The organism is Calditrichota bacterium, from assembly GCA_013112635.1.
Classification (GTDB): Bacteria; Calditrichota; Calditrichia; order Calditrichales; family J004; genus JABFGF01.
In genome coordinates this window covers 184,884-199,370 of sequence record JABFGF010000005.1, presented here as the reverse complement: position 1 = coordinate 199,370, position 14,487 = coordinate 184,884, and the positions used below count along the sequence as shown (strand labels likewise).

Annotated in this window: 11 protein-coding genes; all 11 read left to right on the top strand. The window is 37.1% G+C overall.

The genetic code is table 11. The annotated features are described in order from the left end of the window. The first annotated feature begins 19 nt into the window (after positions 1 to 19). The 11 genes from HND50_14380 (at position 20) to HND50_14330 (ending at position 14,244) form a co-directional block, all read left to right on the top strand. Complete coding sequence (locus tag HND50_14380) at positions 20 to 802, top strand: hypothetical protein (GenBank protein ID NOG46425.1); 783 nt, start codon at positions 20 to 22, stop codon at positions 800 to 802. Positions 803 to 930: 128 nt separating this feature from the next. Further along, positions 931 to 3,402 (top strand): sigma 54-interacting transcriptional regulator, encoded by a 2,472-nt coding sequence (locus tag HND50_14375; protein NOG46424.1) that lies wholly within the window; start codon positions 931 to 933, stop codon positions 3,400 to 3,402. Between the two features lie 219 nt (positions 3,403 to 3,621). Continuing rightward, positions 3,622 to 4,413, top strand: coding sequence for a DUF2807 domain-containing protein (locus HND50_14370; protein ID NOG46423.1), 792 nt, complete (start codon positions 3,622 to 3,624; stop codon positions 4,411 to 4,413). Positions 4,414 to 4,481: 68 nt separating this feature from the next. Then, positions 4,482 to 6,065: an outer membrane beta-barrel protein gene (locus HND50_14365; protein NOG46422.1), complete on the top strand. Its 1,584-nt coding sequence runs from the start codon at positions 4,482 to 4,484 to the stop codon at positions 6,063 to 6,065. Between the two features lie 27 nt (positions 6,066 to 6,092). Next, positions 6,093 to 6,809, top strand: a complete 717-nt coding sequence (locus HND50_14360; protein ID NOG46421.1) for a hypothetical protein — start codon at positions 6,093 to 6,095, stop codon at positions 6,807 to 6,809. Positions 6,810 to 6,981: 172 nt separating this feature from the next. Further along, positions 6,982 to 7,800, top strand: a complete 819-nt coding sequence (locus HND50_14355) for a mechanosensitive ion channel (protein ID NOG46420.1) — start codon at positions 6,982 to 6,984, stop codon at positions 7,798 to 7,800. Between the two features lie 68 nt (positions 7,801 to 7,868). Then, positions 7,869 to 8,720 carry a DUF3078 domain-containing protein gene (locus tag HND50_14350; GenBank protein NOG46419.1) on the top strand — a complete coding sequence of 284 codons (852 nt, stop codon included), beginning with the start codon at positions 7,869 to 7,871 and terminating at the stop codon, positions 8,718 to 8,720. Between the two features lie 97 nt (positions 8,721 to 8,817). Beyond that, positions 8,818 to 9,294 (top strand): MarR family transcriptional regulator, encoded by a 477-nt coding sequence (locus HND50_14345; protein ID NOG46418.1) that lies wholly within the window; start codon positions 8,818 to 8,820, stop codon positions 9,292 to 9,294. An 84-nt stretch (positions 9,295 to 9,378) separates the two neighbouring features. Continuing rightward, positions 9,379 to 9,729, top strand: coding sequence for a nuclear transport factor 2 family protein (locus HND50_14340; GenBank protein NOG46417.1), 351 nt, complete (start codon positions 9,379 to 9,381; stop codon positions 9,727 to 9,729). Between the two features lie 23 nt (positions 9,730 to 9,752). Further along, positions 9,753 to 10,334 carry a YceI family protein gene (locus HND50_14335; GenBank protein ID NOG46416.1) on the top strand — a complete coding sequence of 194 codons (582 nt, stop codon included), beginning with the start codon at positions 9,753 to 9,755 and terminating at the stop codon, positions 10,332 to 10,334. A 172-nt stretch (positions 10,335 to 10,506) separates the two neighbouring features. Beyond that, complete coding sequence (locus HND50_14330; protein NOG46415.1) at positions 10,507 to 14,244, top strand: T9SS type A sorting domain-containing protein; 3,738 nt, start codon at positions 10,507 to 10,509, stop codon at positions 14,242 to 14,244. Positions 14,245 to 14,487: the final 243 nt, after the last annotated feature.

Genomic DNA, 14,487 nt, shown 5'->3' with positions numbered 1-14,487 from the left:
TCTGGGAAATTAGCATTTTATGACAAAATCCAATACAAACATTTTTATCAATTCATTACTTGCCTTTGTGACGGCGTTTATTATTACAACCGTTTTTCATGAACTTGGACACTATCTGTCATATGTGTTTTATGGTGCAGATCCAACACTATTTCATAATTTTGTTCAAACACCCAATCAGATTTTAGATATAAAAGTAAAAATAATTTCAGCCTTTGCAGGGCCTGTTATCAGTGCGGTTCAAGGAATCATATTTGCATTAATTGTTATCAAAAGTAAACGTAATACCTCAAATCATTTATTCTTCCTTTGGTTAAGTTTGTTAGGTTTTGTCAATTTCTTTGGTTATCTGATAATTACACCGTTTAGTACAATAGGAGATACAGGAAAGGTTGCTGAACTCCTAAATATGGATTTCACCATCAGGGCCATCATTGCTGTGGTAGGTTTTATCACGCTAATATGGGTTATTTTAAACGTTGCGAAGAACTTTGCCAATTTTATTCCAATGCCGTGTAAAATGGATTCAAGAGTTAAATATGTATATCGACTAATGTTTTTCCCAATTATTATCGGAAGTCTTATAAATACAGTTTTGGCATTTCCAGTTGTCGCAATTTTAAGTATAATATATCCAGCAACCAGCCCCTATGTGATAATGATTTCATTCCCAATGATTCTTAAAGCAAAAAGCCACCATGTATCAAAACCTAATCTTGAAACCCGAATATCCAAACAATTGGTAATTTTTGCATTATGTGCCATTTTTTTAAATCGTTTATTAACACTTGGTATCGGGTAAGCAGGTGCAAAATCTGGTTAAAATCACCAATTATTTTGTTTTCAATGTCTGTTCTTAGAATTGTAAAAAACAATCCAAAGTAATAAATTCTGTTGATAATATTCCCTTCACATTTCAAGCAGGTTCAGATGCTTCCAAATTTTTCAGGTATTCTGGATAAAAAAATATCTGCAACAATTCTATTAATTTTCCTATTTGGTTTCTTAGCTTATTTGCCATTGCCCTGGGATGAACCTGTTGATGATGCTTTAATTAGCCTGCAAACAAAAATACGTGGCAATCGCCCGGTGGGAGAAAAGTTTGTTGTAGTTTATATCGGTGATGAAGACTTAGAAGCATTAGGTGGCTGGCCATTAACCCGCGATTATTACAGTTATCTGGTTCATATTTTAAAGTCATCAAACGCAAAGGTAATTGCAATTGATTTGCTTTTTGGCAAAGCCGATAACAGGCACCCAGAATTTGATCAAACCTTTTCCACGTTTTTACAATCTTCCGGAAATGTTTGCCTGCCTATGGTTTTTTCTGAGTTACTTCCTCAAGAAGCGCATTCTGAAAACCTTTTCTATATTGGCGAAAACCCCACATATCCAATAAAACAATTTAGAGAAAACGCCGCAGCCGTTGGATTTAGTAATTTTGCAAAATCGGGGAATGTGCTAAAGGTTCCTTTAAAGGCTTTAAATGGAGATGAGACCTACTATTCTTTTGGTACACAAATCGCCCGAATGTTTGAAAGTGGGGATAATGAAAACCCTGAAAACATTCTTTACTTAAATCATTTTGGAGATCTTAATCAGATTCAATCCATCAGTTTTGTAGAACTATTAAAAAAATATTCAACAGCGCCGGATTCTATTGATTTTGAAAATAAGCTGGTGTTAGTAACAGTTACAGCCCCGGGAGTTTCTACCTTAAAAAGTACGCCACTCACAAATGCATTTCCTGCGTCATTAATTCATTTAACAGTTGCTGAAAACCTGATTAATAAAAATTTCCTGGTACAGGTTTCTTACATAATTCAACTATCCCTTTTGATTATAATCCTGATAGGATCCTATTTTATTAATTTTATAAAATCAGATAAATCATTTATCATTTTCAGCAGTGGGCTTATTATTCTGTTTTGGGTTTTATCGCAAACAGCTTTTTCAGTTCAAAACCTAATTGTTCCAATTTTCTACCCAACTTTGGCCTTTCTTTCCGCTTTCACTTATTTCTTAACAGATCGGTTTTACCAAAAAAACGAGCAACAATCTTCTCTTAACAAATTGATGAATGAACAGTTAAGTTATAAAGAAAATCAACTTAAAGAAGCAGTGGAAAAATTAAATCAGCAAGAGATTAGTTCAGACGAATTAAAAGATTTGGCCAATCAAAGAAAACGAGAAATTCTCCAACTTGAAAAAGATATTGAAGACCTAAAAATTTATCACAAACCACAAGAAAACAAATCTACAATTGCTGCCAGTTTTAAAGATATTGTTCACTCAGAAAAAAGCCCTATGTTAAAAACACTGGAGCTGGTTTTAAAAGTAAGCAAAAGTGATATTCCTGTTTTAATTATGGGCGAAACTGGAACCGGCAAAGAAATGATAGCCCGGGCAATCCACAGCAACAGCATTAGAAAAAACCAGCCCTTTGTTGCAGTAAACTGCAGCGCCCTTAGCGAAACATTGCTGGAGAGTGAATTGTTTGGCCATGAAAGAGGAAGTTTTACAGGTGCCAGTACACTTCGGCGTGGACGGTTTGAAATGGCCGATGGCGGGAGCATTTTTCTTGATGAAATCAGCGAGACATCAAATGCATTCCAGGCAAAATTACTGAGGGTTTTACAAGAATCGACTTTTGAAAGAATTGGTGGTGAAAAAACACTAACAACAAATATTAGGGTTATCGCAGCTACAAATAAAAATCTTAATGATGAAATAGAACAAGAAAAATTCCGCACCGATCTTTTTTACAGGCTCAATGGGTTTCCGGTTAACTTACCGGCTCTTCGCGAAAGGCAAAACGACATTCCTTTGCTTGCCCAATTCTTTCTTAAAAAATATAATTATGAGCTGGAAATTTCTGAGCAGGCAATAAAAGCATTGCAACAATACAACTGGCCTGGCAATGTCCGTGAATTGGAAAATAAGGTTCAGCGAGCTGCAATAATAGTTCAAAGCGATAATCGAAATATAATAAAGAAAAGTGACTTTGACGATCCATTTCCAGAAAATTCAGCTTTGAAAGAAACTGCAATTCACATGTCATTAGAAAAGCAGATTATTGAAACCATGAGGTCACTCAATTTTTCCCGGTCATCAATTTCGCAAACGGCACAGTTACTTGGTAAGCGTGATCGTGGTACTATTACCGAATATTTCCGAGGTATCTGTTTTGAATATCTGGTAAATGCAAACTTTGATATTGATCTTGCTGCAAAAAATATTGCAGATTCAAAAGACGCTGAAATTATTGATTTAGTAAAAACAAAAATAAGCACTTACCTGAATAACCTTGACAGTAAAGATCAAACAATTTCTGCATTTAAAGGCCTTCCAAAAAAATATCATCCCTTTTTAGAAAAAGTACTAAATCATTTGAATAAATAATCAGTACTGGTCAACAATATTTGCGGAATTTTTCCGCGATACAAATTTTACTCCGCACTTTTCCCTCACTCATTCTGAAAACAGCATTTTCTCTTAATGCGTTTAATATCAATAAGTTATACACATAATTTTTCACCTGGGATATCCTGGCATTCCATTTGCGTAAACAGATGCAACAAATTAATCGAACAAACAATTCACACATAGAGGAGAATTAAAATGTATAACATTTTATTTACAAATATTGCAACAGCACTTCACAAATTTATAGCATTCTTTTTTTTACTAACCTTTTTAATTATTAGCTGGGGATGTGAAAATAATAATTGCTCTACCTGTTCAGATTGGGATTGGGATGATAAAGACAAAATTCATGGCTCTGGAAACGTTATAGCCGAGGAACGTGAAATGCCTCAATTCCATTCAATTAACCATGCAACTGTTGGGCTTGTAAAACTTACTTATGGCGATTCTTTGAAAGTTGTGGTGACTACAGATGATAATATTCTTGAATATATTAAGACCGAAGTAGTAAATGAAGAATTGATTATATCGATTGAATCTGACAAAAGCCTTTCCAATTTTGATCTGACTTTTGATATTACAATTCCTGAACTAAAATCATTGAAAACAAGTAGCGCTGGAAATATTGATGGACAAAACAAATTTTATGTTGACAAAGTGGACTTTGTATTGACAAGTGCCGGGAATATTAGCCTTGAGCTTGAGGCTGAGGAAATATATTCAGATTTATTTAGTGCAGGAAATCTTTTATTAAAAGGATCGGCAAATTTACACATAGCAAACTTATATTCCGCCGGTAATCTTGTTGCAAATTCACTTTCCACAGATACAACGCATATTACGCTAAACAGCGCCGGAAATGCCCATGTGAATGTTTCGGATTATCTTAATGCGACCCTTAATAGTGCAGGTTCATTGTATTATACCGGCCATCCTGAAATAGTATCAAGACTGACAAGTATTGGAAGAATTTATAATTCAAACTGATTAAAAAAAATTCATATGGAATTGATATAAAGATGATTAAATTTAAATATCAACATGAGAGAAAAAAGATGAAAAAAATCATAACTACAATCATACCAATATTACTTTTCTGCTGCGTACTAAACTTATCCGCACAAGGTGTTTCCCGCTCAATGGGAGTTGGCCTAAGGGCTGGTTTCTGGAACCATGATGTGCCTAAAGAAGCTGCGCCGGGCGTATCTGTATCAGCGTTGTTTTCCGGATCATTTTATTTCTTTTCCCGCCTTGATGGAAACTGGTTTTTGGAAACCAGCCTTGGTGGAGTAGCCAAATCAGAAGTTAAGGCATCTTTTACCGGCACAGGTGTTGAGTCGGCAACATTAACCCCGCTTTTATTTGGTGCACGATACGATCTTCTATCGCCAAAATATAACAGCATGCTTCAACCATACATTTCGCTTGGTGCAGGCGCCTATTTTAGCACCCAATCAAATGTTGGTACCAGCCAAATTTTTAGTGCTAATGTTTCCACTGAAACAAAAACAGAACCCGGTGTCTTTTTAGGAACAGGAATAAATGCTGTTATAAGCCCCTCTTTTGCATTGAATGCCGATTTTAAATATCACGCAATACACCAGGCAGAAGACGCATTTATTGATTTTAGCGGAACTGAGTTCAGTATCGGTTTTTCATATATGTGGGGCAAAACACCGCAAATTTATGAGGTGGATGACGTAAAGCTTATTGTACAGGATATTTACCCTGCTTATTACCAATTCTATAACACGTATCCTATTGCTCTTGTTGCTTTAACAAATACTTCCAGTTATCCAATCGAAGTAAATGTTATTTCTGAAATGCCCGGCTACTCCGAGCGTATTCAGGAAAGCGGGTTTATAAAAATTGGGCGTGATGAAACAAAAGACATACCGGTGCAAGTGCTGTTTGGGCCCAAATTACTTCAAACCACACAACGAAAACCTGCTGTTCTCGATTTAAGAATTGAAGCCCGAACGGGTGACATCACTTCAAAAACAGTAAGTGTAAACCTTTTTGTACACAGCCGAAATGCCTGGAATGGACAAATTGACCGCCTTGGATTTTTTATTACTCCCGATGATGATGATATAATGAAATACAGTCGTGAGATTGTGGCAAATGTTCCGGCGTCAGAATCAGACGAGCTTGTAAATGTAAACAGTGCCAGGGCTATTTTTAATACGCTGCAAAACAGTGGATTGTATTATCAAAGCGACCCGAATATTCCTTTTTATAAAGATGATTATGTTCAATTTGCAAAGGAAACAATCGAAAAAAATAGTGGCGATTGTGATGACCTTGTGGTCCTTTATTCTTCCATGCTGGAAAGTATTGGGATTAATACTGCTTTTATCCAGGTAAAAGATCCTTCAAGAGAACTTGCCCATTTACTGCTCATGTTCGATTCCGGTCTTCCTCCGGAAAAGGGCCACTTAATCAGTTCAAATGAAAAACGATTTGTGATTCAAAATAGCAGTTCCGGAAAAAGTTCTATTTGGCTTCCAATTGAAACTACCCTTGTTACCCTTGGCTTCGATAAAGCGTGGGAAGCCGGGGCAACTACTTATTTACAGGATGGCGTTATCCGGTCGGGGATTCAAAACGGGTGGTTTACAATTATAAGTGTCGATTAAAGAATTAAATGAATTTAGGAGAAAAAAATGAAACTATTTTTTGTTTTAATTACGATCCTCCTTTTTGCATCAATCTCTTTTGGCTCCGATACGGGAGTTAAAATAGTCTCCATAAAAGGTGATGTAAATGTGCGCTATGGCCTGGATGAGAAGTGGCATCCTGCGGCAACAGGAATGATTTTAAAGGACATTGACACAATTCTATCCGGAGAAAATGCAGAAGTAATTTTGAAAACAAGCGATGAAAAAACTTTTAACCTTGGTTCTAATTCCATTCTTGATATTGCGGATTTGAGGAGAGTGCAAGAGAGAGAATTATTTCTATACCTGATGTCAAAAAAAGTAGACAAAATTGAAATACCCAAAAATAAAACACGATTGCGTGTTGCCAACGTTAGTGTTGTCCACGGTGCATTAAAAAAAGGCTCTGATAGTACAGAAGTTGATACATCAAATGTATATTGGTTTTTGATGGAAAAGAATGGCGCCCTTGCATTGCAAATTCAAAAATACTATACAAACAGCATTATTAAACTACACAAGTTATTAGATAAGTATGGTTCGCAGGTTAACCAGGCCGAACTATATTTTTATATTGCCAAAGGATTTGAAGCGATTGACAAAAATGGTCAGGCTATTGACGCTTATGAAAAAAGCTTAAATCTATTCAAAGAAAAGAATGAAAATCCTCCAAAGGACAAAATCGATGAAATCAGAGAACACATTCAGAAATTGAAAAAATAACAATTTTAACCAAGGGACGGAATTAGCGATAAAACGTCTCTTGGTTAAATTAAAAAATAATCCTCTTTACTTTTATACCAGCACAATTTAAATTCGCGCATTCACAATCTAACTTATTGTCCCCGTAAGTCATTCATAAACAAATTTCATATTATTTATATTAGGAGGTTTCATGGATAAACTTGCCCAATACACTGATCAGGGGCTTGAACTACTAGTATTTTACATTCCCAAAATTGTAACCGCAATTCTGGTCCTTATTGTAGGATTATGGATAATCTCAATGATTGTAAAGGGATTTAATAAAGCGTCATCCCGCTCAAATATGGATGGTTCATTGCAGAAATTTTTAAGCAGCCTGTTCAGTATGGCACTAAAAGTTATGCTGCTAATAAGCGTTATCTCAATGCTGGGAATTGAAACGACCTCATTTGTTGCAGTACTTGGTGCAGCAGGTTTGGCTGTTGGTTTTGCTCTGCAAGGGAGTCTTGGCAATTTTGCAGGTGGTGTACTTCTATTAATATTTAAGCCTTTTAAGGTTGGCGATTTTATTGACGGAGCAGGTCATGCCGGAACAGTTCACTCTGTTGAGGTTTTGGCCACAACGCTAAAAACACCGGATAACAAAACAATTATTATCCCAAATGGCGCCCTGTCCGGAAGTTCGATAACAAACTTTTCTACAGAGCCGCAACGCCGTGTTGATTTTGTGTTTGGTATCGGTTATGGTGATGATATGAAAAAAGCCAAAGACATTATCAAAAAAATAGTCGATTCCGACAGCCGTGTATTAGCTGACCCTGCTCCTTTCATTGCAATTGGCAATCTTGGTGATAGCGCTGTGGATATTACAACCCGTGTTTGGGTAAATGCTGCCGATTACTGGGGCGTTTATTTTGATACAACTGAAGCGGTAAAAGCTGCTTTTGATGCACAAAATATTTCCATTCCATTTCCACAAATGGACATACACACCTATAAAGAAAATTAATAAAAACAATTACCGGTGTATTTATATCTGCATCGGTTATAAACAAAAGGAATAAACCGGAGGATATAGTGAGAAAACTAGTTTCAATTTTTTTAATGATTGGCATTCTGGCAAACTTTTCAATTGCACAAGAAGAAGAAAAAAAACCTGTTTATGGCTGGAAGAACAGTATGATTGGTGATCTGAATTTTACTCAAAATGCGTTTACAGACTGGCAACAAGGCGGTGAAGATTCATGGAGTTGGGCTGCAAATTTAAATGCAAAATTTGAGAACGATCAAGAAAAATATAACTGGGCCAATTCTGCAAAACTGCAATATGGCGAATCAAAAGTTGGCGATTTAGGATCACGCAAAGCGGCTGATGAGATTAAACTGGAAACGGTTTATACTTATAAACTTGGAGTTTTAATCAACCCTTATGCAGCAGCCACAATGCAAACGCAATTTACAAAAGGATATCAGTATACTACAGACGCGCCAAAAGTTGCTGTTTCTAATTTGTTTGATCCGGGATACTTAACTGAAAGTTTTGGTGTTGGTTTTAAGCCAAACGAAACAATCAAAACTCGTGTTGGTCTTGCTGCCAAACAAACTTTTACAACTGATTTCACCGGCTATGCCGATGACAAAGAAACTACTAAAATTGAAGATTTCAAAAATGAGATCGGTGCCGAGTCCGTTACGGATTTAAATATGAAACTTACTGAAACAATTTTGTATGACAGTAAACTTGAGATATTTTCAAACTTTGAAGCTACCGATGAAATTGATGTCAATTGGGACAATACCATTTCTGCAAAAGTAACTGATATTATAAAAGTTAGTTTTAATTTCCGACTGCTTTATGATAAAGATATTTTCTGGAAACGCCAGTTAAAACAAACACTTGCAGTTGGACTTTCCTACTCATTTTTATAGATTTTTTTAAGGGAATCAAATTTGGTTCCCTTTCTTTTTTATATTTTATGTGTTGCAACACGCTTTTTTTTACCATATATTGCGCCCAGTAATAAAAATGAGTAACAAGAAAATGTCATTTGTAAGAGAAAGATTAAAACAATCGAAATTTGACAGCTTATCACATGAAGCCGTTTTAAGTATTTTATTGGCTTCGAATAAAATTAAAGAAATGCATAATGCAGCTTGCGAAAAGAATGCTATTTCGTATCAGCATTTTAATATTTTGCGGATTTTAAAAGGTGTTTATCCAAATGGTCATCCACGTTGTGAAATATCTGCTAGAATGATGGACCGTTCTCCGGATATAACCCGGCTAATAAGTAAGCTGGTCAAAAAAAAATTAGTAGTGCGATCAAAATCAACAGATGATATGCGTCAGTCAGTCGCGATAATCACACAAAAAGGTATTAATCTGCTGGAAGAAATAAACAGTGAATATCAACTTATCGGCCAACAACTTGAAACCGTGTTGGGAGAAGATGACTTAAAAAAAATTATATCAATTTGTGATCGAATTTTAACAGCGGAGTGAGTTTTTTTAACTATTTATGTGTTGCAACACAAATAATGAAAATAATAATTAATTAAAACATAACAGGATAAGAAAGGAACTATCATGGATATAAGAACAGCGGTAAATGATTTAAACAGCAAAATACTTCAAGGTAAAGCTCTCGATGCTTTCGAGGAATATTATGCGGACAATATCGTTATGCAAGAGAATCAAGACGAGCCAACAATTGGTAAAGAGGCAAACCGTCAACGGGAACAAGAATTCTTTTCATCTATTAAAGAGTTCCACGGCGCAGAGGTAAAGAATGTCGCCATTTCAAATAACGTATCAATGGTGGAATGGTTTTGGGATTATACGCACACCGATTGGGGTCGCGTAAATGCAGCTCAGGTAGCTATCCAAACCTGGGAAAACGGCAAAATTATAAACGAAAAATTCTATTATTCAAAATAACAAAAAAAAGAAGGAGTAAGGCAATGCGTAAATTTTTAACAATTATTTTCACAATGTTTGCGGTATTTTCAAGTACATTTGCTGGAAATTATAATCTTGATAAAAGCCATAGTAATGTTGGTTTCAATGTCGATCACATGGTGATTGCTACTGTATCAGGAAATTTTTCTGATTTTTCAGTTTCATTAAATTTTGATGAAAATAATCTGTCCGATTTTGCTGTTGAGGCCGCCATCAAGATTGCAAGCGTGAATACAGACAATGAAAAAAGAGACAAACATTTAGCAAGTCCCGATTTTTTTGATGCAGCTCAGTTTCCTGAAATGACTTTTAAAAGTACAAAGCTGGAAAAGACTGCAAAAGGTTATATCGCTCATGGCACATTAACTATGCGTGGGGTAAGCAAAGAGATCGCCTTACCATTTGCTGTAAAAGGTCCAATAAAAGATCCTTGGGGTAACACACGGATTGGTATTAAAGCCTCGACAGAAATTAACCGTAAAGATTTTGGGGTTAGCTGGAGCAAAACAATGGACAATGGTGGTCTTATTGCCAGCGATGAAGTTGAAATTGTTATAAATGCTGAATTTATACAAGCTAAATAATCTATATAGCAGGCCTTACAGGCCTGCTTTTTTTTTTCATAGATTAACATTTCTGATCATTATTCAACAGCTTCCTTCTTAAGATGTGACTTTTGACTTTCCCCATTATATTTCATCTTTTTATATTACCCGATTCATTTTAAAACTACATTGACTTTTTTTAGGGGGATTAATGGGATTCTTAAAGAAATTCCTGCTTGCTTTTTTTTCAGTTACTTTCGCCGTTACTATTTCATACCATTTTTTACAGCCGTCAACAGACTATATTTCCAGAAAAGAAAAAGACCGTCCATACAGTAAAGCGCAGCGTATTGGTGAAGCCTTTAAGCTTGATTTCAAAAAAACTGTTGATCCTAATTTAGGTTATGTGCCAAAGGAAAGGCTGACTGAAGCCCGCAAAATTGCGGATCAAAAAATTAAAACACGCAACCTAAGAAAATCTGCTGTGGCCAGCGCAACCTGGACTGAACGAGGGCCGGATAATGTTGGCGGGCGGACAAGAGCTTTGATGTGGGACCCCAATACTATAAACAAAGTGTGGGCAGGGAGTTCGAGCGGTGGTTTATGGTACATCAATGACATTACAAATGCTTCTGCAACATGGACAAAAGTAGATGATTTTTGGGATAATATCGGTGTTGTGTCAATTGCCTACGATCCAAATAATACAAATATATTTTATGCCGGTACAGGCGAAAACTGGCGTCAGGGTGACTTTCGCGGTGAAGGGATCTGGAAAAGTACAGATGCCGGAGCAACCTGGGCACAGCTTCAATCATCAACTGCATTTTATTATGTTAATGATTTAGTTGTCCGAAACGAAAGCGGTTCTTCTGTATTATATGCATGCACAGATTATGGCTACGATAAAGGCCAGTGGCATGGTTCCGGTAGCAACGGCATAATGCGCTCAACCGACGGTGGATTAACATTTACAAAAGTCGGTCCAAATATAGCCGGGAAAACGCATCCAATCGCCGGGGGTGATATTGAGATTGCAGCAGATAACCGCATCTGGGTTGGTTCTGTAAAAAATGCCTGGGGCGAAGGCGGTGGCATTATTATGTATTCTGATGATGGGACAAGCTGGACTGTTGATTCTACCAGCTATCACACAATTTCAGGTGTAGGAAGAATTGACCTTGCCGTTGCGCCTTCAAATGCCAGCGTGCTTTATGGTTTGGTTGAAGCCAACAGCGTTGTACAAAATGTGATTTATACAAGTAATAAAGGTGCTTCATGGCAAAACAAAACTGAACCAAACGATCAGGACCCTGGAATCCCTTCATCAGACTTCAGCCGTGGACAAGCCTGGTATGACCTTATAATTCAGGTAGATCCAAATGATGCCAACACTGCAATCTGTGGTGGAATTGATCTTTTTAAAACAACCAATGCAGCAAGTAGCTGGAGCCAATTATCGCATTGGTATGGATTGTTTGGTCTCTATCCGGAAGTGCATGCCGATCAACACCAAATTATGTTTAAGACAGGTTCTTCATCCGAGGTGATTTTTGCAAATGATGGCGGTGTTTTTTACTCCTCAAATGGCGGTACATCATTTACAATGATGAATAATGATTATAATGTCACTCAATTTTATGCCTGTGCAATCCACCCAACATCAGCAACTGATCATTTTCTGGCTGGTGCGCAAGATAATGGTAGCCATAGCTTTACATCGTCCGGCATGAACAGCACAACCGAAGTTTCCGGTGGTGACGGGGCTTACACACACATTGATCAGGATGAACCGACTTACCAGTTTACTTCTTATGTTTATAATAATTTTTATAGATCTACAAATGGCGGTAGTTCATTCAGCAGTGTCGACCATGCGGATGATGGTCATTTCATAAATCCATCTGATTACGATGATGCCAATGACAGAATGTATGCAGCCGATAAAGATGGCTTTTATTTGTTATGGAGCAATCCACAAAGTGGCAGCAGCTTTACAGAAAAAAGTTTAACTGCTTTGTCCGGCCAACAGGTCTCTGCGGTAACTGTTTCACCCCATACAGCAAACCGTGTATTTTTTGGAACTGAAAATGGTGATCTGATCAGGGTAGACAATGCACATGCTTCCACATCGGAAACTGTAATCAACAGTGGATTTGGTATGCCTACATCCTGGATAAATTGTGTTGAAATTGATCCCAATGATGAAAACCATATTGTACTCATTTTTAGCAACTTTGGTATCAGCAATGTTTGGGAAACCACCGATGGCGGTACAAGCTGGAGTGATTGCGAAGGTGACTTACCCGATATGCCAATCCGCTGGGCATTAATAAACCCGGATAATGAGAAGGAAGTTTTACTGGCTACTGAACTTGGTGTATGGTCAACGGACATGCTAAACGGCACGGAAACAAAATGGGAACCGGCAAATGCATCGCAGGCAAATGTACGAACCGACATGTTAAAAACACGCTCATCCGATAATCTTGTAATTGCTGCAACGCATGGACGCGGATTATGGTCGACCGATGTTTTTGCAAATGTTAATGCCGGCTTTTCAGTGAGCAACACGATTGCTTATGTAAACCAGTCAATAAGTTTTACCGATGGCTCAATCAAGGCAACTTCATGGTCCTGGAATTTTGGCGACGGCAATTCTTCAACAAGCCAAAACCCAAGCCATTCTTATACAAATCCCGGAACGTACACAGTTGCATTAACAATAAACGCAGGTGCAGATACTGAGACCAGGACTAACCTGATCCATGTGATGCCAAGTTTAGGAACACCTTTCACTCCGGCACTTGGCGGAAATTTTGAATCAAATCCAAACTATTTTGACAGCGAATCCACTAATGGTTTTATCGATGTTTGGGAAATGGGAACACCGACCAACGCATTGACAACTTTAAATTCCGGAACAAATGGCTGGAAAACCCTTCTCGATTCTGATGCATCAGTTGGCAACTATACAAGTGTGCTCTATACACCAAGTTTTAATTTTACAGCCGCGGGAAGTTATTCGCTCCATTTCAGAAAAAGCATGGAAGCCTCCGGATCAAATGCACCATTTGGTGTTTTTGTTGAATACTCTATCAACGATGGCGCGACCTGGACAAGGCTGGGAAGCAATGGAGATGGGAATGGTACAAATTGGTATGATCAGAGTACACACGATGTAGCAACTGGCGGACATGCCTGGTCGGGAAATTATTCAAACGAAGCTACGTCTTATGATTGCTCTTCACTTGCAGGAAATTCGTCTGTAGCATTTCGTTTTGTTTTTATGATGTCAAAGTTTTATACAGCCGGTTATAATCAGGATGGATTTATGATCGATGACTTTGAAATCCAGGGCGAAACCAATGACACTTCCCTTCCTGTGGAATTATCTTCTTTTACTGTTGCACAAACATCGGTTGGGAAAGGTTTTAAATTGCAATGGAAAACAGAATCGGAACTGGAAAACGCTTTTTGGATAATTGAAAAAAAATCATCAGGAACGTCTTTTATAGAAATAGCGCAGCTAAATGGCCAGGGCACAAAAGCCACGGCAACCGAATACTCTTTTCTTGATCAGGATGTAGATTATAATTCTACTTATACCTATCGAATTGCTGATATTTCTTATGCCGGAAAAATTGAATATCATGATGAAATTACAGCGACTTTAAAGTTGCCTCAAAAGTTTGAATTGGCTCAAAACTATCCAAACCCGTTCAACCCATCTACAACAATAAATTATTCGTTAGCAAAAGATGAGAATGTAAAACTTGAAGTTTATAGTATATCCGGACAGTTGGTTAAAACTCTGGTTAAGGAAAATCAATCTGCTGGTAATTACAATGTAGTTTTTGAAGCGAATAATCTGGCTAGCGGGATTTATATCTACAGGCTTAGTTCGGGCAAGCAAACCTCAATTCGTAAAATGACGCTTTTAAAATAAAGAAATATTTTCTTTATGCTAATATAAAAATGGCTTTATTAATTGAAAAACCGGAACAATCAATCTTAGATTTTCCGGTTTTTTTGTTTTCACAACTATTTTGTTCTATCGGGTGAAAATGTACACTTCATGCGATTAGGAAATCACATCAGAAACACCAAAATATTCATGCCGGGCACAAATACTTTCCTAACCTACACAAAAAATCATAAATAAGTATTGATAACCCATAAATGATCTTCG